This window comes from Pseudomonas sp. Teo4 (assembly GCF_034387475.1).
Taxonomy (GTDB): Bacteria; Pseudomonadota; Gammaproteobacteria; order Pseudomonadales; family Pseudomonadaceae; genus Aquipseudomonas.
In genome coordinates, this window is the sequence record NZ_JAXCIL010000001.1 from 163,393 (window position 1) to 188,893 (window position 25,501).

Here is a 25,501-nt window from a genome sequence, read left to right on the forward strand (position 1 = left end):
GTTAACGGTCCGGGGCGTTTGCGGCTATCCTTGGCGACTTTTCACCCGTTGCAGGCTCCCCCATGAAAAACCAGTTGCTCGAATTCATCAGCCTCATCAGCGCCGGCTGCATGCGCGAGGAAGACATCGAGCGTATCGCCGACGAGGCTGCCCAGGCCTACGCCGACCCTGCCGCCTTCCTGGCCGCCAACCCGGACATCAACTACGACGACAGCTTCCCGATTCCGCTCGGTGAGTGGGTTGTGCTCGGCAGCCTGCCGGATACCGTGGTGTTCCAGGCCGATACTTACCAGGACCTGTTCCAGCAGATCAGCGACTCGTTCGACAAGAGCGTGCCGTTCACCCTCAAGCCCAAGCAGCTGGCGCGTACCGAGCCGCTGACTGCGCTCAACCGTATTCAGGTGCAGATGGGCGCGCTGAACAAGGAAGCAGGCGGCTACGTGCTGCTCAACTTCAGCCAGCTGCTGGATGATGAGTTGCAAATGGTGATGGTGGGGCAGAACGATCTGGCGCGGGTGCTGGAGCTGGGCGAGGCGGTTGGCATCAAGGTCGAGCCGGCGCTGGAAGCCTTGAAGGTGGCAGTGCACGTTTGAAGCTGTCCGTTTTGTGCTGACCCTACTGGCCTCATCGCCGGCAAGCCGGCTCCTACAGGTACTGCGGTGATCTGGAGGTTGGCGCGGTCCACCCTGTGGGAGCCGGCTTGCCGGCGATGAGGCCGGCAGAGCCGCTGCAAGCGTTCAACCCAACGCCGTATCCAGAAACATCATCACCCCGAACCCACCCATCAACCCCAAAGTGGCCGCCGTCTGGTGCCCATTGCGGTGGGTCTCGGGAATCACCTCGTGGGATACCACGAAAATCATCGCCCCGGCCGCCAGCCCCATGCTGATGGGGTAGGCCAGGGCGAAGCCGGTGGAAATCCCCAGCCCGATCACCGCCCCCAAGGGCTCCATCAGCCCGGAACCGATCGCCACCAGCGCCGCCTTGAAGTTCGACAGCCCCGTCGCGCGCAACGCCAGGGCCACCGCCAAACCTTCCGGAATGTCCTGAATGGCGATGGCGCTGGTCAGCGGCAGGCCGATGTTCATGTCGCCATTGGCGAAGCTCACCCCAATGGCCATGCCCTCGGGCAGGTTGTGCAAGGTGATTGCCAGCACGAACAGCCACACCCGGCTGACCCGCTCGGCGTCTGGCCCGCAAGGGCCGGTGCTTTCGTGCTCGTGCGGGGTGAAACGGTCCAGGCCCAGCATCAGCAGCACGCCAAGGCCCATGCCCAGCACCACCGTAAAGGCTGCAGCAGGGCCATTGCCGGTGATTTCGCGGGCCGCATCCAGGCCCGGCAGAATCAGCGAGAACGAGCTGGCGGCCAGCATCATGCCAGCGGCAAAGCCCAGCATCACATCCTGGCTGCGTGCGCTGACATCGCGCAACACCACGGCCAGCACCGCGCCCAGAGCAGTGGCACCAAAGCCGGACAACCCGCCCAGCAGCGCCAGGTGCAGGTTGTTGGCGTGGTCGCCGTTCACCGCGTTCCACACACTGGCCGCCAACAGCAGCACAATGGCCAACAGGCTCAGACCCAGGCCAGCGCTCAGCCACGGGGTGCTCAAGGCCTGTTGCCGCCAGGCGTTCAACCATGAAGGCGCCGTGGCGCTGGGGGATTGGGCAGGGAGCATGCGAACCTCGATTCAGTGGATACCGGCAGTCTATCCAGTGACCGGCACACCCGGCCAAGGATTCCCTTCTATCAGGGCGATAGCCTGACTATGCTCACCCCGACAGTCTTTCAACGGGAGCGTTTACATGGGTTCCACATTCAACAGCCTGGTGGGCCTGATCATTCTGGCCCTGGATATCTGGGCGATTCTCAATGTGATCAAAAGTGGCAGCGAAATCGGGGCCAAGGTGCTGTGGATTCTGCTGATCGCCTTGCTGCCGGTGGTGGGGCTGATCATCTGGGCGATTGCCGGCCCAGGGCAATGTGCGGATCTGACGGCATGCCCATGGCTGCACCGGCAGCGGGGCCGGTGCAGACACAGTTGGAAATGTCCTCGTGACAAAATTTTCACATTGGTTTAAACAGAATCCGCAGCCGCACCGGCTGCGTTGCACTATGCTCAGCACCCTCTTCGCAAACCCGCAATCCTAGGACCTCCCCATTCATGGCTAACACGGACGCCTTGAAGCAACGAGGCGCGCAAGCGTCATTCGCGCCCACATTGAAATCCCACCTGGCCTATACGCTGCTCAGCGGGCTGGTGATCATGTTGATGCTCAGCCTCGTGCGCCTGGCGCTGCTGGCCTACAACAGTGACATGGTGGGTGATACCCCGACTGCGACGGTCGCCGAAGGCTTCCTCAATGGCCTGCGCTTCGACCTTCGGGTGGTGGTGTACATCAGCATTCCGTTGCTGCTGGCAATCCTCAGCCCGTGGGCCATGGCACGCCGTGGCGTGTTCCGCTTCTGGCTGACCATCGCCTCCAGCGTGGTGATGTTCCTCGGCCTGATGGAGATGGACTTCTACCGCGAGTTCCACCAGCGCCTGAACGGCCTGGTGTTCCAGTACATCCAGGAAGACCCCAAGACTGTCCTGAGCATGCTCTGGTACGGCTTCCCGGTGGTGCGCTACCTGCTGGGCTGGCTGTTCGGCACCTGGCTGCTCAGCCTGCTGTTCAAGGGCATCGATCGCCTGACCCGTGGCGGTGCTGCAACGACGCTCGCCAGCCCCCGCCGTGTGGCACCGTGGTACAACCGCCTGGCGGTGTTCATGGTCATCCTGCTGGTGGCCGTGGTCGCTGCCCGAGGCACCCTGCGCCAAGGCCCGCCCATGCGCTGGGGCGATGCCTTCACCACCGACTCCAACTTCGTCAACCAGCTGGGCCTGAACGGTACCCTGACGCTGATCGACGCCGCCAAGAGCCGTTACGGCGAAGACCGCGCCAACATCTGGAAGCCGGTGCTCGAACAGGGCCTGGCCACGCAGACTGTGCGTGAGCAGTTGCTGACCCGCACGACACGCTGGTGGATGCCGACGAGGCAGCCATTCGCCGCGACTTCGTGCCGCCGGCCGACCGTACCCTGCCGATCAAGAACGTCGTGGTGATCCTCATGGAAAGCTTCGCCGGCCACTCGGTAGGCGCGTTGGGCAGCCCGAACAACATCACCCCGTACTTCGACAAACTGGCCAAGGAGGGTCTGCTGTTCGACCGCTTCTTCTCCAACGGCACCCATACCCACCAGGGCATGTTCGCCACCATGGCCTGCTTCCCCAACCTGCCAGGCTTCGAATACCTGATGCAGACCCCGGAAGGTGGCCACAAGCTGTCCGGTCTGCCTGCGCTGCTCAGCGCCCGTGACTACGACGATGTCTACGTCTACAACGGCGACTTCGCCTGGGACAACCAGTCCGGGTTCTTCGGCAACCAGGGCATGACCACCTTCATTGGCCGTAATGACTTCGTCAACCCGGTGTTCTCCGACCCGACCTGGGGCGTGTCCGACCAGGACATGTTCAACCGTGGCGCCGAGGAACTGGCCAAGCATGACGGCAAGAAGCCGATCTATGCCCTGTTGCAGACGCTGTCCAACCACACCCCGTACGCGCTGCCGAAGAACCTCCCGGTAGAGCCGGTAACTGGCCAAGGCCGCCTGGACGAGCACTTGACCGCGATGCGTTACTCCGACTGGGCACTGGGCCAGTTCTTCGAGAAAGCGCGCAAGGAGCCGTACTTCAAGGAGACCTTGTTCGTCATCGTTGGCGACCACGGTTTCGGCAACAGCCAGCAGGTAACCGAGCTCGACCTGGGTCGCTTCAACGTACCGCTGCTGCTGATTGCCCCAGGTATTCAGGAGAAGTTTGGCGCGGTCAATCACACCGTGGGTACCCAGGTCGACATCGTGCCGACCATCATGGGCCGCCTGGGTGGCCAGACCCGCCACCAATGCTGGGGGCGCGACCTGCTCAACCTGCCTGAGGGCGACCAGGGCATTGGCATCATCAAGCCGTCGGGCAGCGAGCAGATCGTCGGCCTGGTGCAGGGTGATCGCATCCTCATCGAGTCCAAGGACATGACCCCGCGCATGTACCGCTATCAGCTGGGCCGTGAGTTCAAGGCCGAACTGATCGAAAGCCCGGACCAGCCAGACATGGTCAAGCGCCTGGAAGCCTACATCCAGACCGCGACCAAGAGCCTGCTGGACAACACCGCCGGGGTAGTGCACGGCGTACCGAAGTAACTGTTACATCGCCGGCGAGCCGCCTCCTGTTGGAGCTGGCTCGCCGGCGATGGCCTCTGCTGCAAATCCCTCCTGACTGAACAAATCCCCCGCCCACGGTCAAGCAATTACAGGTATCACACAGCCTGTGTTCTTTGATTGAGAGGGCAATTCAATGAAAGAGTGGGAAGTCATTTTTGCCGACCAGAAAGGTGAGCTGGCCTCGCTACTGCTGCTTGGCGACCAGTGCCCGAGCGAGGAGGACGCTGCACGGGCCATTCGTTCGCATCTGTTCCCGGTCATGGATGAGCTGGACCTCAACGACTTCCAGGACCGCACCCAATCACCCACAGCGCGCTGGCTCAAGGAGCAGAACGGCGTGAGCATCACCCAGATCCGTCCCGTCCCCTGAAACAGCCTGGCTGGCGCAGTGCCTTGGCAGGCACTACGCTGGTGTGAGGTGTCGGCCGTTTCAGCGGGTCGGCACCCCCTCGGTTCGCGTCTCGCATCAGCTCGATCTGCCCGGCACTGCCGGCAGGTGCGTAGTGCACGGAAAGTCTATCCATTGCTTTGCAGGAGGACGTTTCATGAGCAGCCAGAACGACGATATCAGCAGCAATGTCCTGCGCCAGATGAAAGCAGGCGGTTTCGACTTCACCCGCATCCACCCCATTGAGTTCTATGCCGTATTCCCTGACGAAGCCGGTGCGCGACGGCCGCCGGGCAGTTTCGTGGCGAGTCGCTCAATGCTCAGGTGCATGAACGGGATGATGGTGTGTGGCACCTGGAACTGAGCAAGATCATGTATGCCACCTACGGTGGTATCGGGGACTTCGAAGAGGCCTTCGAACAGGTCGTTTCACCCTATGGCGGTGAGGTGGAAGGCTGGGGTGTCAAGCAGGAGCGACCGATTGCCTGAAGCCTCAGGAGGGCTGCTTTGCAGCCCATCCCCGTGGTTTGTCGCCCCGGCAAGTCAGCTCCCCCTCTATGGATCGTCGCGGTCGATGTAGGAGCCGGCTTGCCGGTGATGGGCGCTTAAGGCTTACGCAAAGCCATATGCCTCAGATAAGCCAACAACGCATCCAGTTCCTGCTCACTCAATACACTCTCAGCGAACCCCGGCATCTGGCCTGCGGCCAGTGCCGGAGGCTTTGCGGGTCGCGTATGTACTGGCGCAGGAACGCGGGCTGGAAATACTCGGTGGGGTTGTGCGGCACGTTCAGATCCGGCCCGAACTGGGCGTCGCCAGCGCCATTGAGGCGGTGGCAGGCCAGGCAGTTCTGCTGGAACAGGGCAAAGCCCTGGCGTACCGGGTCGTTGGCCGGTATTCGAGGGTCGGGCAGCAATGCCGGGAAGCGCTGCTCCACAGGCGGCAGGCGGCGGATGGTGGCGATCTGGTATGGCCATTGTTCCGGGCGAATCCGCTCGCCTGTGGTTGGGTCCACACCAGGTAGAAGGGCCCGGCACTGGGTTTACCGTTGGCCAGCGCAGGCCAGGGAGCAGTGGGGTCCTCGACGGCCAGCCAAGCCTGGGCCGGGCCATGCTGCAGCAATGGCCCCGCTGGCATTTCAGCGGCAAAGCCATCCAGCGCTACGGCTTGCAGATGGTCGCTGTCGCTCACACCGTCCAGCAGCGCAGCCAGAGGCACGGCGCGGTAGTGCATGGGGCGCTTGTACGAGACGTCATCGTCGATGCTGATGTCGCGTGCCTGCGGGTGTTCGAGCAGGTCGCGGCTGTTCCATTGGTGCGGTGTACCGCCCAGTTCCAGATGCAGTTGGGCCGCCTGCAGTGGCAGGCTGAGCAGGAGGGCTAACAGGGCAAGGCACACGCGCATGGGACGTCTCCAACCGTCAAGGTCGGCAGATTACCTGTGCAAGCCCTGAAAAGGCCACAGCCACCGTCATCCGAACAAGCGCGTAAGGTTCGGTAAAATCAGCAGCAAAGTCGTGGCGAAGAGAATGAGCCCAGCTTGGCGAATTTTCGATTGTCTGAACATGGCTGACCGCCTTCTTGTTGTTATTCCTGAATACCCGTTGGCTTCCTTGTCGCGTTTCGGGTCGATCACAGTGGCGCGTCTGGCGCCCACTCTGTTTGCCTCTTGTCACTGCATATACAACCAAAGGTAGGGGTAACGTCATCCTTGGTAGAGAACCCTTTGTTCTAAGCCAGTAAATGACTGGCTTATATCGGTTATGAGGCCAAAGGCCAGCTTGCTGGCATCCTCTGGCTAGACCGCTGCGTAACGCTGAACACGACACCGACGAAATGTGACCGTTCGTCAGTGCAGCCTACTTGCTTGTACGTGCCTTTCACGTCAGTCTCTACAGCAGATTCCCACCCATGTCGTTCAGGACTATTCCTATGTCGTTACGCATCTGCATCCTTGAAACCGATGTCCTGCGACCGGAGCTGGTCGCGCAGTACCAGGGCTACGGAAGGATGTTCGAGCAGCTGTTCTCGCGCCAGCCGATCGCCGCCGAGTTTGACGTGTACAACGTGATGAACGGCGACTATCCCGCCGAAGACCAAAAGTTCGACGCCTACCTGGTCACCGGTAGCAAAGCCGACTCGTTCGGTGATGACCCTTGGATCCAGACTCTCAAGGCCTACCTGCTCAAGCTCTACGAGCGTGGCGAGAAGCTTCTGGGGGTGTGCTTCGGCCACCAACTGCTGGCGTTGACCCTGGGCGGCAAGGCCGAGCGTGCCGACAAGGGCTGGGGCGTGGGCATCCACCGCTATTCACTGGCGGCCCATGCGCCGTGGATGGACCCGGAAGTGTCCGAGCTGACCCTGCTGATCAGCCACCAGGACCAGGTGACTGCATTGCCCGAAGGCGCCACGGTGATCGCCTCCAGCGATTTCTGCCCGAATGCCGCCTATCACATTCGTGATCAGGTGCTGTGCTTCCAGGGGCACCCGGAGTTCGTTCACGACTATTCCCGGGCTCTGCTGGATGCGCGCAAGGATTATCTGGGGCATGAGGTGTACCAGAAGGCGGTCGCCAGCCTGGCCACGGAACACCAGGGCGACCTGGTCGGGGAGTGGATGATGCGGTTCGTCCGTCAGTCCGCGGCCTGACCTGCTGGGGCTGCGGTGCAGCCCAATCGCCGGCAAGCCGGCTCCCACAGATACAGCGGTGCTCTTTGTGGGAGCCGGCTTGCCGGCGATGAGGCCTACAACCACCCCGACCGTTTGAAACTGGCATACAGCCCCGAACACCCCAGCCCGATCAAACCCAGCACACCAAAGTAGCCATAGTGCCACCCCAACTCCGGCATGTTCTGGAAGTTCATCCCGTAGATCCCGGCAATCGCCGTGGGGAAGGCCAGGATCGCCGCCCAGGCGGCGAATTTGCGCTGCACGATGCTCTGCCGTGACGCCTCCAGCAGCATGCCGATCTCGATGGTCTGGCTGGCGATGTCGCGGATACCGGCCAAATCTTCCATCTGCCGTGTGACGTGGATCTGCACGTCGCGAAAATACGGGCGCATGTTCTTGTCGATGAACGGGAAGCTCAGGCGCTGCAGTTCTTCGCTCACTTCCACCATCGGCGCCACGTAGCGACGCAGGCGCAGGATGTCGCGGCGCAGGCTGTGCAGGCGCTGGATGTCATCTACCTGCAGCGAGCCACTGAGCACGCTCTGCTCCAGCTCCTCGATCTCGCCGTGGATGGCTTCACTGACCGGCTGGTAGTTCTCGGTCACGAAGTCGAGCAGGGCGTACAGCACGAAGTCTTCGCCATGCTCCAGCAGCAACGGCCGCGCTTCACAGCGCTGGCGCACCAGGGCGTAGGATTTCGAATGGCCATTGCGGCAGGTGATGATGTACCCGTTGCCGGCGAAGATATGGGTTTCGATGAACTCCAGCTTGCCTTCGTGGCGCACTGGCGAGTACGTGACGATGAACAAGGCATCGCCGAAGGTCTCGAGCTTGGGGCGGCTGTGCTTTTCCAGGGCGTCTTCGATGGCCAGTTCGTGCAGGTTGAACTGACATTGCAGGTTTGCCAGCTCCTCGGCGTTGGGTTCTTCCAGGCCGATCCAGACGAAATGGCCCGGCTTGCGCGCCCATTCGCTGCCTTCGTCGATGCTGATGTTGGTGACTTTTCTGCCGGCGCTGTAAACCGCCGATGCCACGACTCGCCCCATGGTTGTCCGCTTTTGTCGGTTGAACACGCCCTACAGCTTGGGCCGTGAAGGGCGCGAGAGCAACCTGTAGCTTGGGTGGAGTCAGGCGTGGGGCAATTCGCGTTCCATATGGTCGATGCACTGCTGCATCTGCGTGCGGCATTGCTCGATCAGTGCTGGCAGGTCTTGCAGGGTCATGCCGGTGGTGGCGATGGGCGGTAGCGAGCGCACGATCACCGTGCGCTGGCGCCAGCTGTTGAGGCTAAGGCGCCGGGCATAGCGGCTGACGCACACCGGGACGATCGGCACACCGGCTTCGACGGCCATGTGAAAGGCACCTTTCTTGAACGCCAGCAGCTGCGCTTCAGGATTGCGCGTGCCCTCAGGGAAAATCCAGATCGAGGTGTCGTCGTGCAGGGTGCGTGTGGTCTGCTGCATGGCCTTGCGCGCCTGGTAGGCGTTCTGGCGGTCTATGAGCACGTTGCCACCCAGCCAGAACAGCTGGCCGAACAACGGAATCCAGCCCAGGCTTTTCTTGCCGATGGCCACCGTGCGTTGCGGCACCACATGGCCGAGGATGAACAGGTCGAAGTTCGATTGGTGGTTGGCGACGATCACGCAACCGGGAGGCTGGTCCCACAGCGGCCCAACCTCGGACTTGACCTTGATGCGCATCATCCAGGTCGCCGGCAGGCTGTAAAGGCGGGCAAAGATGCGGCTGTTGTCGGGGTTGAAGGGACGGCACAGGCCAATGATCAGGCCGACTGCGCCCACCAACAGAAAGTGCAGCGCCAGCAGCAGGAGCATGCGAAGGAGTAAAGCATGGTACGACTCACACCAGACAGTCGCGGCGCAGTGTACGGCCGTGCACTGATTGGGGCAAACCTTGGGTTGCATCCCCGGCAACAAGCTGCCTGTACCGGCCTAATCGCCGGCAAGCCGGCGATAGGGCCCTAGGGCTTAGCCCATATGGCTCTGGTCAAGCAGGATCGCTTCATCCAGGGCGTCCAGCAGCCCTTTGCGCACCTTCAGCTTGGTATTCTTGTGCGCCAGCATGTTCAGTTTCTTCAGTTCGCGCGCTGCGGCGAGGGCGGTTTCCTGTAGTTGCTCGGCAGGCACCACCTTGTCGAGGAAGCCAGCATCCACCGCTGCCTGCGGGTCGAACACCTCGGCATTGTTCACCGAGCGCTGGAAGGCGGCCCGGCTCAGGCGGTCTCGTGCCAGCTCGATGCCGGCATGGTGCATGGTCATGCCGATCTGCACTTCGTTCAGGCAGATCTTGTACGCCCCCTCGACGCCGATGCGGTAGTCGGCCGACAACAACAGGAAGGCGCCTTTGGCCACGGCATTGCCCGGGCAGGCAACGATGACCGGGAAGGGGTGCGAGAGCAGGCGGCGGGCCAGGGTGGAGCCAGCGGTGACCAGGCCGACGGCTTCTTGGGGCCGGCGGTCATCACCTTGAGGTCATAGCCGCCGGAAAGAATGCCCGGCTGGCCAGTGATGATCACCACCGCACGTTCCTGTGCTGCGCGGTCCAGGGCGGCATTGAAGGCTGCGATGACATCCGGCGAGATGGCGTTGACCTTGCCGTTGTTCAGGGTCAGGGTGGCGATGCCGTCTTCGGCGTGGTAGGTAATCAGCTCGCTCATGGCAGAGTCCTTTAGGTGTCGTGGCGACGACGTTACCCAGCACCGCCAGCCAGGTAAAGCAGTAAGGCTGACCAGCCAGTCAGCGTTTGCGCGCCTTGCCTTTAAGTGCCGGGGCAGGGTGTTTGGGACGGGTAAAAGCGCAAGCGAGAATGGCAGCATTGCCCTGCCAACCCCGGTTTTTCAAAGAATTTGCTTAAGCGCATGAAAATTCTGAAAAAAATGCTTGCCAAAGGAAAAGGCTTCTACTAAATTAGCGCGCCTCGACAGGCTGAATAGCTTGAAGGGAAAACGGTGAAGTGTCCGAGTGGTCGAAGGAGCACGCCTGGAAAGTGTGTATACGAGAAATCGTATCAAGGGTTCAAATCCCTTCTTCACCGCCACATTCTACGAAGAGCCCCCGAACTGAAAAGTTCGGGGCTTTTTTGTTTTGGGCCGTTGGGTGGTCGTCGGGAGTTTTTCGGCGCCTATGAGATCGCGCGCCGCCCGCGCGGCGCATCGCGAGCAAGGCTCGCTCCTACGTTTGTTTCGGGCCAGTTATGCCTGTGAAATTTGCGCGCGAACGCCTTGGCGCATGGCTTGATATCGAGTCGTACACACAAGGCGGTCGCGCGCGCCTGTCACAGGTGTTATTGGCCGTAAACAAACGTAGGAGCGAGCCTTGCTCGCGATGCGCCGCGCGGGCGGCGCTCGATACACGCAACACCGCAACACTCAAGACAGGCACCTGCCTTCAAAAACTGACCGAAGCCGACAACCGTGCCGTACGCGGCGCTCCCTGGAACAGGTAGTTGTCCCCCAGGTAATCCCCGACATCGCGCCAGTAGCGTTTGTCGAGCACGTTATCCACCGTCAGCCGCAGCACGGTGTCATACCCTCCGATACGGGTGCGGTAACGGCTGCCGATGTCGAACACGGTGTACCCCCAACCTCGACATTACCTGCCTGGCTCGCATATTTGCTGGCGCTGCAGCGCGCCCCGCCTAACAACGCCAAGCCAGGAATCGGCAAGCTGTAGTCGGCCTGCAGTGCCGCACGTAGCCTCGGCACGTTGATCGCCTGGTGCCCTTCATAGGCTTCGGTGCCGCTGTTTTGCACCCGAGCACGAATGGCGGCGGCGCTGGCTTGAATCTGCAGGTTCGAAGTGACCCAGCCACTGGCGCCCAACTCAAGGCCAACGTTCTTCTGCTGGCCTTGCTGCACGTATGTGAAGTTGCCTCCACCATCGGGGCGGGCGTATTGGTAGGCCTGGCGAATTTGGAACAGTGCTGCACTGAGGCTCATGCGCTGGAAGTCGCGCTTGATGCCAACCTCCAGTTGGTGGGACAGCGTCGGCGCAAGTATCTCGAACCGGTTGGTGGCGAACCATGGGGCGGTGCCGCCGGCTGACAAACCCTTGGCATAGCTGGCATACAGCGTTGTGTCCGTGCGCGGCTTGTAGATCAGTGCGGCGTTGGGCAACAACTGGTACTGACGGGTGTGGCGCCCGGCAACGCCGGTTTCGTCCCAGGTCTTTTCGTCCAGGCGCACTTCGCGGGCACCGAGCACCGTCTGCCATTGCTCGTTGAAAGTGATGCGATCACTGACGAACAGCCCAAATTGGCGGCTGTCCAGGCGCCGTTCACTGTCGCCCAAAGGTTTGTTCGACGGTTCCAGAGAAGGCGCGCCCGTATAGATGTTGCCGGTGCCGAGCCACTCGTTGTAGTAAGGGCGCTGGTCAAGCGTGCGGCGTGGGCGCTGGCGCCAACGGTAAGTTCATGAGCGACGCCCAAGGCCTGGAAGTGCCCATTGAGCATGCCCTGGGCCTCGTCGGTGCGGCGGGTGTCGTCCGGGCTGCGGTAATCGTAAATGTCGTAATCGCCATTGCTGCCGAAGAAAGCCCCTTCGCTGGAGCCCCAGGCAAACGAGCTGTAGTCGTCGATCACCACTTGGCTACGCGATGCACTCAAGGTCCCGGTCCAGGCATCGCTGAAGCGGTATTCGAAACGCCCACCGAGGTTCAGTGAATCGTTCTGTACCGGTTTGGCCCAGGACTGGTAGGCCAGCCGGTCATCCGGGTCGACGCCGTGGGGCACTTCGCTGCCGCCGAGCAACTGATATCCCGGCACCGAGCGCTGCTCGCGGTGCTGGTATTCAGCATCCAGCTGCAAGGTGGCGTCCGGATTGATCTGCCAATCGAACGCCACTGACGCGAAGTCGCGTTTGCCATCGGCGTGGTCGACGTAGGAACGGATGTCTTCGTGAGCCAGGTTCACGCGCAGGCCGAATTGCCGCTCGCTGCCGAACCAGCCGCCCAGATCGGTGGCCAGGTAGCGCTCGCCTTGATCATTAGTCGAAACCGTCACGCTACGCACATCCTCGGCGCGCTTGGTGACGTAATTGATCAAGCCGCCGGGTTCAGACACACCGGCCTGCAGCCCGGACAAACCTTTAAGCAGCTCAACCTGCTGTTTGTTTTCCAGCGCGACGTTCTGTTCGCCGGCAATGGTCTGGCCATTGATGCGGTAGCTGCTGGCGGCATTGAGCTCGAAACCGCGCACGTTGAAGTTCTCGTAGTAGCCGATCGGTGCGTAGCTTTCGCCAACTGACGCATCGCTTTGCAGCACTTCGCTGAGCTTGCGCACCTGGCGGTCCTCCAGCAGTGCCTGGCTGAACACACTGACCGAGGCGGGGATGTCGAGCAGTGGAGCGGCCTGGAAACCTCCCACCGAGGCCTGGCGCGCCTGGTATCCCTCATCGCTGTAGGTGTCGGAAACCTGCAACGGGGCCAGTTCGATGCTGTCTTCGGCAGCGCTTTGCGGGCTGTGCAAGGCCAGGCCCAGGCTGAGCAGGCTCAGGGGCAGGCGCGGGTGACGCAGGGGCATGCGGGAGTTCCTTGGAGGCAATTACCGAGTTGGCCCGTTCGCGAGCAGGCCAGGCAGGCAAAAAAGGCGCCATGTTATCAGGCGCAAAGACGCGCGGCGCCCTTGTTCAAGGGGCGCCGAGAGATTAGACGGGTAGGGCCTGGCGAACTTCAGTCGTTCGAAGCGGGATGCCGGTGCCGACGCCAGCTGTCGTCGATCTTCGACCAGGTCTTGCCATCGGTGATGGCCATCAGTTTGCGGCCATCCTTGAAGGTGGCGAGGAAGGTGGCTTCCTCTTCTTTGCCGCCGAGCCAGAGCCCAGCCAGCAGGCCCACCGGGCCGGCCACCAGGGCACCGGCCACCCCCAGCCGAGCGCGGTACTCAGGCTGCGGCTGGACTCCAGGCTGGCGAGCCTGAGGTCGGTGATTCGCGTGAGAGAAATCCGCTCGCCAGGTGAGGGGCTGCGCGGGTCTTGAGTGTGAGCGCTCCATTGCGATACTCGCCTTCACCTTGCAAGAAATCGCCGGATTGCACCGTGAGTCTTGTCATTGCGTCGTCCTGTCGGGAAAGGGCCTTGACCAACGCCTACTGAGCCCCGCCTTGGCCAGCAAGTCAACGGCGGGGCGACGGAGGGTCGTGGCGTTTTGTCACGGCACCTGACCGCAGGCGTGGCTCAGGCAAACTGTAGCGCACGCTTGCGTTTGCGCTCGGCCATGGCCCAGACCAGCAGTGCCAGTGCGCCAATGCTCAGCCCGGCGACTACGATCCCCATCCAGCCCCGGTGCTGGAACAGTTGCGTTCCCAGCAGGGAACCCATGGCACCCCCGATGAAATAGCAGGTGATGTACCCGGCATTGAGCCGTGTGCGGGCTTCCGGTCGCAGGGCAATCACCGCGTTTTGATTGCTCACGTGTACCAGTTGCACCGCCAGGTCGAGCAGTAGCACGCCCAGCAGCAGAGCCAGCAAGGACTGTTCGGCAAAGCCCAGAGGCACCCACGACAGCATCAGCGCGACCAACCCCACCGTGGTACCTAGCGAACCTTTGCCGCGGTCGGCCAGGCGGCCTGCCCAGTTCGCAGACAGTGCGCCCGCTGCGCCAGCCAGGCCGAACAGGCCAATCACGGCGTCGGAATAGTGGTAGGGCTCGCGCACCAGCAGGAAGGCCAGTGGTGTCCAGAACAGTCCGAACAGGCTGAAAGCCAACAGGCCAAGCAACGAACGCAGGCGCAGCACCGGCTCCTGCACGAAGAGGCGAAATACCGAACCGATCAGCGCCGGGTACTTCAGCCCTGCATGGCTGTTGTGCTGCGGCAGGCTGCGGTAGAGGGCGATGGCCGCCACCGACATCAGTACCGCGGCCAGCACATAGATACTGCGCCATCCCCGAGTTCTGCCATGAAGCCCGCAGCCGTGCGGGCCAGGAGAATGCCCAGCAGCAAGCCACTCATCAGCGTGCCCACCGCACGGCCCCGCTGGTGTGGCGCGCTCAGTGCCGCAGCCATGGGCACCAGGATTTGCGCCACCACCGAGAACAACCCGGTCAGCACCGTGCCCAGCAGCAACCAGGGCAGGCTCGGCGCACAGGCGCTGATCGCCAGGCCCAGGGTCGAGATAGCTGTCATCACCACAATAAGGCGCCGCTGTTCGAACAAATCACCCAGTGGCGCCAGTAGCAGCAGGCCCGCGCCATAGCTGAGCTGGGCAGCGATGACGATGCTGCCGGCACTGGCGGTACTCAGGCCGAACTGTTCGGCGATGCTGTGCAGCAGCGGCTGGGCGTAATAGTTGCTGGCCACGGCCAGGCCGGTGGCGGTGGCCATCAGCAGGATCAAGGCGCGACTGAGGGTTGGGGTGTTCATGGAAATCTCGTTGCGGGCAGAGGTAAGTGGTGGCCAGTATCGGGAAGTCTTGAGGGTGACGCCAATGTGTAGTTTTGTACTTCATGGCAGTTGGCCCGAAAGGGGCTTTACCGGCCCAATCGCCGGCAAGCCGGCTCCCACAGGTCTGCGTGCACCTGTGGGAGCCGGCTTGCCGGCGATTGGGACAGCAGAGGCTTAAGCTGCAAACCCGCCGTCAACCGTCAGGCTGGCCCCGGTGATGTACCCAGCTTCAGGCCCCGCCAGGTAAGCGACGAAACTGGCAATTTCATCCACCTGCCCGTAGCGCCCGATCGCCATCAAGGGGATGAGGCTGTCCGCGAACTCGCCGCTGGCTGGGTTCATGTCGGTGTCCACCGGGCCGGGTTGCACGTTGTTCACCGTGATGCCCTGCGGCCCCAGGTCGCGGGCCATGCCTCGGGTCAGGCCGACCAGCGCGGATTTGCTCATTGCATACGGGGCGCCGCCGGCAAAGGGCATGCGTTCGGCATTGGTGCTGCCGATATTGATGATTCGCCCACCTTGACCCATGTAGCGGGCCGCGGCCTGGCTGGCGACGAATACGCTGCGCACGTTCACGGCCAGCATGCGGTCGAAATCCGCCAGGTCGAACTCGGCGACCGGCGCCACGGTCAGCACGCCGGCGTTGTTGACCAGGATGTCGAGGCGGCCGAACTGCTTCACGGTGTCATCCACGGCCAGTTGCACTGCGGCTGCATCGGCACTGTCGGCGCGCAGCGCCAGCGCCTGGCCACCCTGTTCGATAATTTCCCGGGCCAGGGCGTCGGCCGGGCCGGCGGAGCTGACGTAGGTGAAGGCGACCTTGGCGCCTTCCCGGGCCAGGCGCCGCACGATCGCGGCGCCAATGCCGCGGGAACCGCCCTGCACCAGGGCGACTTTACCTTCGAGAGTCAGTTGCTTGGACATGTTGATCTCCTGCTGGAAACCAGGCGATATGCCTTGGATGGGCGCAGTATCGGCCCTCGATTACCGGCTGATAAGATGCTAATCACTATTGTCAAAGTAAACCTTTGGTTGTTAATCATGGCGATTGAATCGTTCAGTGCAATCGAGTGCTTCATCCGCAGCGCCGAGGTGGGGAGTTTTGCCGAGGCGGCTCGCCGCCTGAGCCTGACGCCTGCCGCGGTGGGCAAGCATGTCGCCCAGTTGGAGGCGCGACTGGGCGTGCGACTGTTCCAGCGTAGTACGCGCAAACTGACCCTGACCGAGGCCGGTCAGCGTTTTCTGGGTGAGGTCAGCGACAGCTTTCGCACCATCCAGTACGCCGTGGCCAACCTGGCCAGTTCGGAGGGCCAGCCGGCCGGGCTGCTGCGGGTGAGCATGGGCACGGTGTTCGGCCGCTTGTACGTGTTGCCGTTGTTGGGAGAGTTTCTGCGCCGATACCCGGCGATCACGCCGGATTGGCACTTTGACAATCGTCAGGTCGACCTGATCGGCCAAGGGTTCGACGCCGCCATCGGCGGTGGCTTCGAGCTGCCCTTGGGGGTGGTGGCGCGCAAGCTCACCCCGGCCCATCGCGTGCTGGTGGCAGCGCCTGAGTACCTGCTGCGTCATGCACCGATCGAGGGGCCAGAGGTGTTGCAGCGGCATGACGGCATCTTGATCCGCTCGCCGCAGACGGGGCGGGTGCGGTCATGGCCGCTGACCAGTCGTGGGCAGGAGCAGCAGCCGTTACTCCTGCGCCAGGCCATGACCATGAGTGATTCGGATGCCGCCTGTGCTGTGGCGCAGCAGGGGCTGGGGATTGCCCTGGTGAGCCTGCCGTTCGCCGTGCCTTACCTGGAGGCCGGGCGCCTGCAGCGGGTGCTGCCCGATTGGTATGTGGACGACGGGCACATCTGCCTGTATTTCGCCGAGCACAAGTTGTTGCCGGGCAAGACACGGGCGTTCATCGATTTTGTCGTGGAGCAATTTGCCGAGCAGGGGCTGGCGCGGCGGTTCGATGCGTTGCAGGGCGCCAGCGTTCCGCGTTGCCCCTGAGTTCATGGAAATACCTGTGGGGGCGGGCTTGCCCGCGAATGGGCCCGCTCAGACCACACCCATCACAAAGAAAACCTGCGCACCAAGGTTTACTTCGTCATCGACCTTCTTGCCAACTAACTGCTGCCCCAGGGGCGAACGCGGCGTAATGACGGTCACCAGCTCTTCCCCTTCGCCAATCTTCAGCCCAGCCGCTTCCGGCCCGAGGAACAGCACCCGCCGTTCGCCTGCTTCATCCTCCAGCGTCACCAGGTTGCTCACCTGCACCCCGCGCGCCGGGTCGTATTCGCGCAACAGCAACTGCTGATAGGTCAGCAATGCCTGGCGGATTTCGGCAGTGCGACGCGCTTGCCCGGTAGCCAGATACGACGCCTCCAGGCCGAGGGTGTCGTACTTGTTCTCGGCAATGTTTTCTTCAGCCGTGGCAGTCTCGTAGGCGGTTTGGGCAGCGCGGCGCAACACGTCCATGTCGTGTTCGAGGGTGGCGACGATCTGTGCCAGCAGGGTGGTTTTGTCCATGATCAGTAACAGAACTCCAGCACGTTGGCCTGGCTCTTGTCGGTCGGCGCGGTGCGGTTCTGTTGCAGCCAGAACTGGCACTTGGGGCTGTTGAGGTTGCGCGGGTTGCCTTGGGCTGCTTCGGCGGCCTGTTGCATTTCCTGCTTCTGCAGGATGTCCTTGTAACGTTCGAACATCTCGCTTTGTGCATCCACCGGTTGCACGGGCGGTGCGGCGGGCCTTGCATAGGCCGGAGCGACCACCTGAGCCACTGGCTGCACCTGCTCGGCCAGTACTGCAAGGCCAGCCACAGGCTCAGGGCGATGGCCACGGCGCCAAGCCACAGGCCAAAGGCCACGCACAGGACCAACTGCAGCGGCTTCAGGGTGATTTTCAGTTCGCGTTGGCGGGCATGACGGCCTCCTGGCAGGGCGGGACGAGCTGGCATTGTCGCATGGCGCCGGGCGTTTTTTCAGCGTCGGTGCTTTTGCTGGCGACAATTTATGCGCAAAATCCGCGGTTTTTCCGTGCGACGAGGGTAGGGCACATGAAGGCCACCTGGGACATTTTCTGCACCGTCGTCGACAATTACGGCGACATCGGCGTGACCTGGCGCCTGGCCCGTCAGTTGGTGGCCGAGCATGGCTTGGCGGTGCGCCTGTGGGTGGATGACCTGCAGGCCTTCATGCGCCTTTGCCCGGGCGCCGATCCAGCGGCCGACCAGCAGTGGCAGCAGGGTGTCGACATACGCCGCTGGCCTGCCGAGTGGCAGCCGGTGGCGGTCGCGGACGTGGTGATCGGTGCGTTCGCCTGCCAGTTGCCGACGCCGTACGTCGAGGCCATGCGTGCGCGGCCTGCGCCGACCGTGTGGCTCAACCTTGAATACCTCAGTGCCGAAGACTGGGTCGAGGGTTGCCATGGCTTGCCGTCTCCGCAGCCCAATGGTTTGCGCAAGGTGTTTTTCTTCCCAGGCTTTACCGAGAAAACCGGCGGGCTGTTGCGCGAAGCCACGCTGATGGCGCGGCGCGAAGCCTTTGAACAGTCTGCTGAAGTACGCGACGAGTTCCTGCAAGGCCTTGGCGTGCAAGTACAGGCCGATGCTCGCTTGATTTCGCTGTTTGCCTACGAAAATGCGCAGTTGGGCAGTTGGCTCGATGCATTGGCTGCGGGCTGCCAGCCCCATCACATGTTGGTCCCGCAGGGCCGCATCCTCGCTGACCTGGGCACCTGGCTGGGCGAGTCGTCGCTGCAGGTGGGGGACCGCTACCAGCGTGGTAGCCTGACGGTTCAGATATTGCCGTTCGTCAGCCAGGACGACTATGACCGACTGCTGTGGTGCTGCGATTTCAATGCCGTGCGTGGCGAAGATTCATTCGTGCGGGCGCAGTGGGCTGGGCGACCCATGCTGTGGCATATCTACGTACAGGACGAGAATGCCCACTGGGAAAAGCTCGATGCATTTCTCGGCATTATCGACGCGGCCTGTCGGACGCTGCCGGCGCTGCACTGACCGCGCTGTGGCATGCCTGGAACATGGGGCGCGACATGGGTCAGGCGTGGCAGGCGGCGCAGCCACATTGGCCGGAGCTGCAGCAGCATGCCCGGAAATGGGCCTTGCGCCAGGCCGCTCAGCCGGACCTTGCCACGGCGCTAGTACACTTTTGCCGAAATTCGCTATGATACGCGGCCTCGATTTTTATAAATCCATCCAGATTCGGATATTTTGCAATGAAAACTGGTAAAGAAATCAAACCCGGTACCGTTCTGCGCATCGATAACGATCCGTGGCTGGTTCAGAAAGCTGAGTTCACCAAGTCGGGCCGTAACAGCGCGATCATGAAGACCAAGCTGAAGAACCTGCTGACCGGCTACAAGACTGAAACCGTATACGGTGCAGACGACAAGCTGGACGACGTGATCCTGGATCGCAAAGAAGCGACCCTGTCGTTCATCAACGGTGACGAATACACCTTCATGGACACCACCGACTACACCATGTACGAACTGAACGCCGAGGACATCGAAGCCGTTCTGCCGTACATCGAAGAAGGCATGGAAGACGTCTGCGAAGCCGTCTTCTTCGAAGGCCGCCTGGTATCGGTTGAACTGCCGACCACCATCAGCCGTAAAGTCGTCTACACCGAGAACGCTGCTCGTGGCGACACCTCGGGCAAGGTCATGAAGCCTGCCAAGCTGGCCAACGGTACCGAGATCCAGGTTGCCGACTTCATCGAAATCGACGAGTGGATCGATATCGATACCCGCGACAACAGCTTCAAAGGCCGTTCCAAGAAGTAAGACTTCTTGCGAGACGCAAAAAACCCGGCCTAGGCCGGGTTTTTTTATGCCTGTCACTTGGCGCTGGTCCTTGTAGAAGCGGGTTTACCCGCGAACCAGGTGCCGCCGACTCAGACAGTTACATGCAGTCTCACATCCACGTTACCGCGGGTGGCATTGGAGTAAGGGCATACCTTGTGCGCCTTTTCCACCAGCCCTTCGGCGTCAGCCTGGGCCAGGCCCGGCAGGTTGATGTGCAGGTCGATATCCAGGCCGAAACCACCTGGAATCTGGCCGATGCCCACGTTCGCGGTGATCGAGGCATCCGCCGGCAGGGCCTTTTTCTCCTGCCCAGCCACGAATTTCAGGGCGCCGATGAAGCATGCCGAGTATCCGGCTGCGAACATCTGCTCGGGGTTGGTGCCGTCACCGCCTGCGCCACCCAGCTCTTTGGGGGTGCTCAGCTTGACTTCCAGCTTGCCGTCGCTGGAGCGGGATTTACCGTCGCGACCGCCAGTGGAGGTGGCTTCTGCGATGTACAGCGGAGTGACCTTTTGCATCTTGAACCTCGCTTGAGTGCTGTGCGCCGGGGCGCTGAGTGGGTACGGGATTTAAATTAGCGCGCAATTAGTTAGTGCGCAAGATAAATCTTCCACCGTTCATCCGAACGGCCACCTCACAGCATAGTCCTCAGAGGTTCTTCTGCAGGTTGTCGCGCAATTCCAGCAGTTCAGCCTGCAGCTGCTGCAAGCGTTCCAGGCTGTGCCCGCTGGCCTTGAGAATGCATTGCGGCACGCTCCTGGCCTGTTGTTGCAGGGCGCGGCCTTTGTCGGTCAGTTGTACCAGCACGACGCGTTCGTCCTCGCGGCTGCGGGTGCGCTTGAGCAGGCCTTCGCTTTCCAGGCGTTTTAGCAGGGGGTAAGTGAGCCAGGGTCGGTGAGCAGGCGCTGGCTGATTTCGCCCACGGTCAGGCCGTCCTGCTCCCATAGCACGAGCATGGCCAGGTATTGCGGGTAGGTCAGCCCCAGCGCCTGAAGCAGCGGCTTGTAGACCTTGGTCATCAGCAACGAGGTGGAGTGCAGGGCGAAGCAGACCTGGTTGTCCAGCAGCAACTCGTCACAGGGGGCTTTGGGGTCGGCGTTCATGCAGGTCCTTGAATATGATCAATGGGAAAATCTAGCACGCTGATGATTGGCGCGCTCATTGCCAGCGCAGTTCGCTTCTCAGGGCCAGGTCCCAAGGCGGATCGGGCTGAAGCGGCTCTTGAGGAATTCGAGCAGCAAACGGCTGCGAGAGTTCGTTTCGTGTTCAAGGCGCAGCGCATAAATACCGCTGGTCTCAGGTTCGGGCAGGCCGCCTTCGCAGAAAAGCGGGATCAGCTCGCCGCGCAGCAGGTATTCGCTGATCAGCCAAGTGGGCAGGTGCGCGACACCCAGGCCTGCGAGTGCGCCGAACAGCAGGGTTTCGGCATTGTTGGCGGCCATGCGCATGCGTTGCGGGCGATACAGGCGGGTTTGCCCCGCGACTGTGAAACGCCAGGCAAATGGCGGCGCGAGCCCGTCCCAGTCCAGGCCGTCATGGCCGGGCAGCTCGCTGGGGCAAGCCGGCACGCCACGGCTGGCCAGGTAGGCGGGCTGGCGCAGGCGATGCGCACCATATAGGCCAGCGGCGTGGCGACCAGGCGGGTGTCGGCCAGGGGGCCGGCGCGCAGCACCAGGTCCACCTCGCCCAGGTGGCTGCCGTGCAGGTCGACGAAGCTGTCGATCAGCCGCAGCTGAACGTCCAGGCCCGGGTAAGCCACCAGAAAGTCGGCGATGGCTGGAGCCAGGTGGCGACGGCCAAAGGCAGCCGGAGCATCGATGCGAATCAGGCCTTCCGGGGCATTGCTCAGCGACACCGCTTCAGCCCGGGCCAGGCGCAGCTCCTCGATGATGCGCCGGGCGCGTTCGGCGAAGGCATTGCCGGCCGGTGTGGCGCGCACGGCGTGGGTGCTGCGCACGAACAGGCGGCTGCCGACGGCTGCCTCCAGGTTGTCGATGCGCCGCGCCACCGCCGAGGGCGTCAGCGGGTGGCGACGGGCGGCGGCGGAGAAGCTGCCGGTTTCCAATACATCGAGAAACAGGCTCAGTTGTTCAGTCAGTGTGTCAGGGCTCATGGTGACTCTGCTTTGCGAAAAACGCATAGCCATTGTGCGTTGTTGTGCGTTTCCCCGCCAGCCCCGACTGGGTAGCATGCGCTGATTGAAAACGCAGGCGGATGAGGCCCTGATGATCGAGTGGTTGATGTATATCGTGCTGGGCGCCGGCCTGGGCACCATGGGTGGGCTGTTCGGCATTGGCGGTGGGTTGATCGCGATCCCGGCGTTGGGTGTGTTGTTTGGTCTTGATCAGCAGTTGGCACAAGGCACTGCGCTGGTAATGGTGGTGCCGAACGTATTGCTGGCGCTGTGGCGTTACCACCAACGCAATCGCATCGAACTGCGTCATGCGCTGCCGCTGTCGCTGTGCAGCCTGCTGTTCGCCTGGCTGGGTTCGATCTGGGCGGTGGGGATCGATGCACATTCCATGCGCCTGGGCTTTGTCGGGTTTCTGGTGGCCCTGGCCATCTGGAATGTGGCGCGGATGTTCCTCAAGGTGGCGCCGCCCTCCACCGAGCTGCGCTACCCTGGCCGTGGCTGGGCGTGCTGGGCAGTTTCTCGGGCGCCATGGGTGGCTTGTTCGGGGTGGGTGGGGCAGTGGTTGCCACGCCGATTCTGACCAGCGTGTTCGGCACCACCCAGGTGGTGGCCCAAGGGTTGTCGTTGGCCCTGGCGGCACCTAGCACGGCCGTGACCTTGCTGACTTATGGCGTGCATCACAGCGTGAACTGGAGCGTGGGAATTCCGCTGGCGGTGGGTGGATTGCTCAGCATCAGCTGGGGTGTGAGGCTTGCCCATGCACTGCCAGAGAAGGTACTGCGGGCGATGTTCTGCGTGTTTTTGGTGGTGTGTGCGGTGATGTTGGGGTTTGAGCTGTAAGCGACGGCAAGTTTTGTGCTGGCTGGGCTGGCCTCATCGCCGGCAAGCCGGCTCCCACAGGGCAGCATTGAACCTGTAGGAGCCGGCTTGCCGGCGATTGCTTTTGGTTCATTTGAAACCCTCCGCGATGTAGTCGGCCATGCAGTCGGTAATCGGTGACTGGGTTTGCGGATTGCGCAGCAACATCACATTGGCCAGCGGCAGCTGCGGCAAGCCGCTTTGTTCACCCAGAACGCGGACATTGCCGCCAATCAGGCTCTGCAACTGCGCCGTCACCGCCAACCCTGCGGTGACGATGGCGAAAATCGCCGCCAGGCTGGGGCTTGTGTAGGCGATTCGATAGTCGATGCTCTGGGCCTCCAGGGCGTTGCAGGTCCAGGCGCGGCAGAAGCAATCGGTGTTGAACAGCGCCAATGGCATGGGCCGTTGCTCGTGCGGGCAGAAGCCTTCCGCGGCGGCCCAGACCAGGCGTTCCTGGCGCAGCAACTGGCCGACTTCGTTGCCCGGTTCACGGGTGACGATGGTCAGGTCCAGGTCCTGACGCAGCATCAGTTGCTTGGACGAGTCGCAGTGCACCTCCACCTGTACCAGCGGGTAGGCCTGGGCGAAGCTGGAGAGGATGGTCGGCAGAAAACGCATGGCGTAGTCGTCTGGGGTACCGATACGCACCACCCCGACCATGTGCGGCATGCGCAGGGTGTTGAACACCTCGCCATGCAGCTTGAGGATGCGCCGGGCATAGCCCAACAGCACTTGCCCCTCGGCGGTCAGGCGTACCTGGCGGCCGTCGCGCTCGAACAGCTGGCGCTGGAGAATGTCTTCTTCCAGGCGTTTCATCTGCATGCTGACCGCCGACTGGGTGCGGTTGACCACTTCGCCGGCACGGGTGAAGCCGCCTTGTTCGGCGATGGCGACGAAGGTGCGCAGCACGTCGGCGTCGAGACTCTGATACTGGGACATTGCATCAATCTCCGAGATGCATGGCATCAGAAACATTCGTTGGATTGATCTTAAGCCTGGCCTGAGACTGGAGCCATCAACACGGAGGGCTTCACGATGAAAGGTCATGTCAGCAGCATCCAGCAACCTGCCTTTTCCCTGAACCACCTGTGGCATGCGGCCGTCGAGCGTTCGGCGCGCTGGCTGCAGCTGTACCGCCAGCGTCAGGAGCTGGCTCGCCTCAGTGATGCGACCTTGCATGATTTGGGGTTGAGTCGTGCCGACATCCAGCAAGAGGCGGATCGGCACTTTTGGGATGACCCGCTACGTAAATGAGGGGGAGAGCAGAGGCGCATGTCTTTGGTTTTTTGGCGCCTTTGAGATCGAGCGCCGCCCGCGCGCGCATCGCGAGCAAGGCTCGCTCCTACGTTTGTTTCGGGCCAATTACTCCTGTGGGATTTGCGCGCGAACGCTGTAGCGCATGACTCGATATCGTGTCGTACAAACAAGGCGGTCGCGCGCGATGGCACAGACGTGACTGGCCAAAAACAAACGTAGGAGCGAGCCTTGCTCGCGATGCGCCGCGCGGGCGGCGCTCGATCTAATAGGCGTCTCAAACCTCAAGACATGCCCTGATAACAGTCAGCGCCTTACCTGTTTCAGGGTTTCGGCAATCAAGAACGCCAGCTCCAACGACTGATCGGCGTTCATGCGCGGGTCGCAGTGGGTGTGGTAGCGGTCGGACAGCGCGTCCTCGGTGATCGGCCGGGCACCGCCGATGCATTCGGTGACGTTCTGCCCGGTCATCTCGATATGAATACCGCCCGCATGGCTGCCCTCGGCCTGGTGCACCTGGAAGAACTGCTTCACTTCGTCCAGGATCTGCGCAAAGTCGCGGGTCTTGTAGCCGCTGCTGGCCTTGATGGTGTTGCCGTGCATCGGGTCGGAACTCCACAGCACCTTGCGCCCCTCGCGCTCGACGGTGCGGATCAGCCCTGGCAGGTGCTCGCCCACCTTGCCGGCGCCCATGCGCACGATCAGGTTCAGGCGGCCGGGGTCGTTGTCCGGGTTGAGGGTGTCGATCAGGCGGATCAATTCCTCGGGGTTCATGCTCGGGCCGACCTTCACCCCGATCGGGTTGTGCACGCCGCGCAGGAATTCCACATGGGCGCCGTCTAGCTGGCGGGTACGGTCGCCGATCCACAGCATGTGCGCCGAGCAATCGTAGTAGTCACCGGTCAGGCTGTCCTGACGTACGAAGGCTTCTTCATAGTTGAGCAGCAGCGCTTCGTGGGCGGTGAAGAAGCTGGTTTCGCGCAGCTGCGGGGCGCTGTCCAGGCCGCAAGCGCGCATGAACGACAAGGTTTCGTCGATGCGGTTGGCCAACTGGTGGTACTTGTCGGCCAGCGCCGAGTTGGCGATGAAGTCCAGGTTCCACTTGTGCACCTGGTGCAGGTCGGCGAAACCGCCTTGGGCAAAGGCGCGCAGCAGGTTGAGGGTGGCGGTGGCCTGGTGGTAGGCCTGCAGCAGGCGGTCCGGGTCCGGCACGCGGCTTTTTCGTCGAAGCCGATGCCATTGACGATATCGCCGCGGTAGGCGGGCAGGGTGATATCGCCGATGGTTTCATCGCCTGCAGAGCGCGGCTTGGCGAATTGCCCGGCCATACGTCCGACTTTCACCACCGGCAGCCGGCGGCGAAGGTCATGACAATGGCCATCTGCAGCAGCACCTTGAAGGTGTCGCGGATTTTCGCGGCCGAGAACTCGGCGAAGCTTTCGGCGCAGTCGCCACCCTGCAGCAGGAAGGCCCGGCCTTCGGTGACCTCGGCGAACTGTCGGCGCAGCTCGCGCGCTTCGCCTGCAAATACCAGCGGCGGGTAGCTGGCCAGGGTCTGCTCGACCTTGAGCAGGTGCGCGGCGTCGGGGTAGGTCGGTTGCTGCTGGATCGGCAGGGCACGCCAGCTGTCAGGGCTCCACGGTCGGTTCATCACAGGCTCGGTCTTGTCGGTTGTAGGCTATTGGTCATGGTAACAGTTGGCGGTGCGCTTGTTGCGTCGCAGGTGT

13 protein-coding genes, 1 tRNA gene and 14 pseudogenes are annotated in these 25,501 nt (G+C 62.4%); 12 read left to right on the forward strand and 16 right to left on the reverse strand.

The window, feature by feature from the left end; genetic code table 11:
* The first annotated feature begins 62 nt into the window (after window positions 1-62).
* Window positions 63-593 (forward strand): hypothetical protein, encoded by a 531-nt coding sequence (locus tag PspTeo4_RS00920; protein WP_322361941.1) that lies wholly within the window; start codon window positions 63-65, stop codon window positions 591-593.
* A 144-nt stretch (window positions 594-737) separates the two neighbouring features.
* On the opposite strand, the gene PspTeo4_RS00925 is transcribed toward PspTeo4_RS00920, so the two are convergent.
* Complete coding sequence (locus PspTeo4_RS00925) at window positions 738-1,676, reverse strand: ZIP family metal transporter (protein ID WP_322361942.1); 939 nt, start codon at window positions 1,674-1,676, stop codon at window positions 738-740.
* Between the two features lie 127 nt (window positions 1,677-1,803).
* On the opposite strand from PspTeo4_RS00925, the pseudogene PspTeo4_RS00930 reads away from it, so the two are divergent.
* The 4 genes and pseudogenes from PspTeo4_RS00930 (at window position 1,804) to PspTeo4_RS00945 (ending at window position 5,135) form a co-directional block, all read left to right on the forward strand.
* A pseudogene (locus PspTeo4_RS00930) lies at window positions 1,804-1,993 on the forward strand (PLDc N-terminal domain-containing protein).
* 169 nt (window positions 1,994-2,162) lie between these two features.
* Window positions 2,163-4,237: pseudogene (locus PspTeo4_RS00935) on the forward strand (LTA synthase family protein).
* Between the two features lie 154 nt (window positions 4,238-4,391).
* Window positions 4,392-4,628, forward strand: coding sequence for a hypothetical protein (locus PspTeo4_RS00940; protein WP_322361943.1), 237 nt, complete (start codon window positions 4,392-4,394; stop codon window positions 4,626-4,628).
* 175 nt (window positions 4,629-4,803) lie between these two features.
* A pseudogene (locus PspTeo4_RS00945) lies at window positions 4,804-5,135 on the forward strand (ribonuclease E inhibitor RraB).
* A gap of 116 nt (window positions 5,136-5,251) precedes the next feature.
* Here the strand turns inward: PspTeo4_RS00945 and PspTeo4_RS00950 are convergent.
* Window positions 5,252-6,050, reverse strand: a pseudogene (locus PspTeo4_RS00950) (c-type cytochrome).
* A gap of 527 nt (window positions 6,051-6,577) precedes the next feature.
* On the opposite strand from PspTeo4_RS00950, the gene PspTeo4_RS00955 reads away from it, so the two are divergent.
* Window positions 6,578-7,294: an amidotransferase gene (locus tag PspTeo4_RS00955; RefSeq protein WP_322361944.1), complete on the forward strand. Its 717-nt coding sequence runs from the start codon at window positions 6,578-6,580 to the stop codon at window positions 7,292-7,294.
* 95 nt (window positions 7,295-7,389) lie between these two features.
* Here PspTeo4_RS00955 and PspTeo4_RS00960 read toward each other — a convergent pair whose 3' ends face one another.
* From PspTeo4_RS00960 to PspTeo4_RS00970, 3 genes and pseudogenes are all read right to left on the reverse strand, one after another.
* Window positions 7,390-8,361 carry a magnesium and cobalt transport protein CorA gene (locus PspTeo4_RS00960; RefSeq protein WP_322361945.1) on the reverse strand — a complete coding sequence of 324 codons (972 nt, stop codon included), beginning with the start codon at window positions 8,359-8,361 and terminating at the stop codon, window positions 7,390-7,392.
* An 81-nt stretch (window positions 8,362-8,442) separates the two neighbouring features.
* Window positions 8,443-9,147 (reverse strand): lysophospholipid acyltransferase family protein, encoded by a 705-nt coding sequence (locus PspTeo4_RS00965; protein ID WP_322361946.1) that lies wholly within the window; start codon window positions 9,145-9,147, stop codon window positions 8,443-8,445.
* Window positions 9,148-9,300: 153 nt separating this feature from the next.
* A pseudogene (locus PspTeo4_RS00970) lies at window positions 9,301-9,989 on the reverse strand (crotonase/enoyl-CoA hydratase family protein).
* A 290-nt stretch (window positions 9,990-10,279) separates the two neighbouring features.
* Here PspTeo4_RS00970 and PspTeo4_RS00975 point away from each other — a divergent pair.
* Window positions 10,280-10,369 (forward strand) — tRNA-Ser (locus PspTeo4_RS00975).
* Between the two features lie 350 nt (window positions 10,370-10,719).
* Here the strand turns inward: PspTeo4_RS00975 and PspTeo4_RS00980 are convergent.
* The 4 genes and pseudogenes from PspTeo4_RS00980 to PspTeo4_RS00995 all read right to left on the reverse strand — a co-directional run bounded on the left by PspTeo4_RS00980 (window position 10,720) and on the right by PspTeo4_RS00995 (window position 15,634).
* Window positions 10,720-12,850, reverse strand: a pseudogene (locus tag PspTeo4_RS00980) (TonB-dependent siderophore receptor).
* 149 nt (window positions 12,851-12,999) lie between these two features.
* A pseudogene (locus PspTeo4_RS00985) lies at window positions 13,000-13,378 on the reverse strand (hypothetical protein).
* Between the two features lie 124 nt (window positions 13,379-13,502).
* A pseudogene (locus PspTeo4_RS00990) lies at window positions 13,503-14,689 on the reverse strand (MFS transporter).
* 195 nt (window positions 14,690-14,884) lie between these two features.
* Window positions 14,885-15,634 (reverse strand): 3-oxoacyl-ACP reductase family protein, encoded by a 750-nt coding sequence (locus PspTeo4_RS00995; RefSeq protein ID WP_322361947.1) that lies wholly within the window; start codon window positions 15,632-15,634, stop codon window positions 14,885-14,887.
* Window positions 15,635-15,751: 117 nt separating this feature from the next.
* Between PspTeo4_RS00995 and PspTeo4_RS01000 the strand changes: the two genes are divergently transcribed.
* The gene (locus PspTeo4_RS01000; RefSeq protein WP_322361948.1) at window positions 15,752-16,708 is read left to right on the forward strand and encodes a LysR family transcriptional regulator; all 957 of its coding nucleotides are present in this window, start codon (window positions 15,752-15,754) and stop codon (window positions 16,706-16,708) included.
* Window positions 16,709-16,756: 48 nt separating this feature from the next.
* Here PspTeo4_RS01000 and PspTeo4_RS01005 read toward each other — a convergent pair whose 3' ends face one another.
* Both PspTeo4_RS01005 and PspTeo4_RS01010 read right to left on the reverse strand, forming a co-directional pair.
* Window positions 16,757-17,227, reverse strand: a complete 471-nt coding sequence (locus PspTeo4_RS01005; protein ID WP_322361949.1) for a GreA/GreB family elongation factor — start codon at window positions 17,225-17,227, stop codon at window positions 16,757-16,759.
* 2 nt (window positions 17,228-17,229) lie between these two features.
* Window positions 17,230-17,654 (reverse strand): annotated as a pseudogene (locus PspTeo4_RS01010) (hypothetical protein).
* Window positions 17,655-17,753: 99 nt separating this feature from the next.
* Here PspTeo4_RS01010 and earP point away from each other — a divergent pair.
* Together earP and efp are read left to right on the forward strand one after the other, a co-directional pair.
* Window positions 17,754-18,886: pseudogene (gene earP / locus PspTeo4_RS01015) on the forward strand (elongation factor P maturation arginine rhamnosyltransferase EarP).
* A 48-nt stretch (window positions 18,887-18,934) separates the two neighbouring features.
* Window positions 18,935-19,504 carry an elongation factor P gene (efp, locus tag PspTeo4_RS01020; RefSeq protein WP_322361950.1) on the forward strand — a complete coding sequence of 190 codons (570 nt, stop codon included), beginning with the start codon at window positions 18,935-18,937 and terminating at the stop codon, window positions 19,502-19,504.
* A 110-nt stretch (window positions 19,505-19,614) separates the two neighbouring features.
* On the opposite strand, the gene PspTeo4_RS01025 is transcribed toward efp, so the two are convergent.
* From PspTeo4_RS01025 to PspTeo4_RS01035, 3 genes and pseudogenes are all read right to left on the reverse strand, one after another.
* Window positions 19,615-20,043, reverse strand: a complete 429-nt coding sequence (locus PspTeo4_RS01025) for an organic hydroperoxide resistance protein (protein ID WP_027596038.1) — start codon at window positions 20,041-20,043, stop codon at window positions 19,615-19,617.
* 130 nt (window positions 20,044-20,173) lie between these two features.
* Window positions 20,174-20,628: pseudogene (locus PspTeo4_RS01030) on the reverse strand (MarR family winged helix-turn-helix transcriptional regulator).
* Between the two features lie 55 nt (window positions 20,629-20,683).
* A pseudogene (locus PspTeo4_RS01035) lies at window positions 20,684-21,638 on the reverse strand (LysR family transcriptional regulator).
* Between the two features lie 112 nt (window positions 21,639-21,750).
* On the opposite strand from PspTeo4_RS01035, the pseudogene PspTeo4_RS01040 reads away from it, so the two are divergent.
* Window positions 21,751-22,499 (forward strand): annotated as a pseudogene (locus PspTeo4_RS01040) (sulfite exporter TauE/SafE family protein).
* Between the two features lie 108 nt (window positions 22,500-22,607).
* Here the strand turns inward: PspTeo4_RS01040 and PspTeo4_RS01045 are convergent.
* Window positions 22,608-23,459, reverse strand: a complete 852-nt coding sequence (locus PspTeo4_RS01045; protein WP_322361951.1) for a LysR substrate-binding domain-containing protein — start codon at window positions 23,457-23,459, stop codon at window positions 22,608-22,610.
* A 96-nt stretch (window positions 23,460-23,555) separates the two neighbouring features.
* Between PspTeo4_RS01045 and PspTeo4_RS01050 the strand changes: the two genes are divergently transcribed.
* Window positions 23,556-23,774: a DUF1127 domain-containing protein gene (locus PspTeo4_RS01050; RefSeq protein WP_322361952.1), complete on the forward strand. Its 219-nt coding sequence runs from the start codon at window positions 23,556-23,558 to the stop codon at window positions 23,772-23,774.
* 306 nt (window positions 23,775-24,080) lie between these two features.
* Here the strand turns inward: PspTeo4_RS01050 and PspTeo4_RS01055 are convergent.
* Window positions 24,081-25,425 (reverse strand): annotated as a pseudogene (locus PspTeo4_RS01055) (class II 3-deoxy-7-phosphoheptulonate synthase).
* Between the last annotated feature and the right edge of the window lie 76 nt (window positions 25,426-25,501).

Coding starts and splice junctions, on each gene's coding strand:
- PspTeo4_RS00920 (WP_322361941.1), top strand. CDS start 63: ATGAAAAACCAGTTGCTCGAATTCATCAGCCTCATCAGCGCCGGCTGC.
- PspTeo4_RS00925 (WP_322361942.1), bottom strand. CDS start 1,676: ATGCTCCCTGCCCAATCCCCCAGCGCCACGGCGCCTTCATGGTTGAAC.
- PspTeo4_RS00940 (WP_322361943.1), top strand. CDS start 4,392: ATGAAAGAGTGGGAAGTCATTTTTGCCGACCAGAAAGGTGAGCTGGCC.
- PspTeo4_RS00955 (WP_322361944.1), top strand. CDS start 6,578: ATGTCGTTACGCATCTGCATCCTTGAAACCGATGTCCTGCGACCGGAG.
- PspTeo4_RS00960 (WP_322361945.1), bottom strand. CDS start 8,361: ATGGGGCGAGTCGTGGCATCGGCGGTTTACAGCGCCGGCAGAAAAGTC.
- PspTeo4_RS00965 (WP_322361946.1), bottom strand. CDS start 9,147: ATGCTCCTGCTGCTGGCGCTGCACTTTCTGTTGGTGGGCGCAGTCGGC.
- PspTeo4_RS00995 (WP_322361947.1), bottom strand. CDS start 15,634: ATGTCCAAGCAACTGACTCTCGAAGGTAAAGTCGCCCTGGTGCAGGGC.
- PspTeo4_RS01000 (WP_322361948.1), top strand. CDS start 15,752: ATGGCGATTGAATCGTTCAGTGCAATCGAGTGCTTCATCCGCAGCGCC.
- PspTeo4_RS01005 (WP_322361949.1), bottom strand. CDS start 17,227: ATGGACAAAACCACCCTGCTGGCACAGATCGTCGCCACCCTCGAACAC.
- efp (WP_322361950.1), top strand. CDS start 18,935: ATGAAAACTGGTAAAGAAATCAAACCCGGTACCGTTCTGCGCATCGAT.
- PspTeo4_RS01025 (WP_027596038.1), bottom strand. CDS start 20,043: ATGCAAAAGGTCACTCCGCTGTACATCGCAGAAGCCACCTCCACTGGC.
- PspTeo4_RS01045 (WP_322361951.1), bottom strand. CDS start 23,459: ATGTCCCAGTATCAGAGTCTCGACGCCGACGTGCTGCGCACCTTCGTC.
- PspTeo4_RS01050 (WP_322361952.1), top strand. CDS start 23,556: ATGAAAGGTCATGTCAGCAGCATCCAGCAACCTGCCTTTTCCCTGAAC.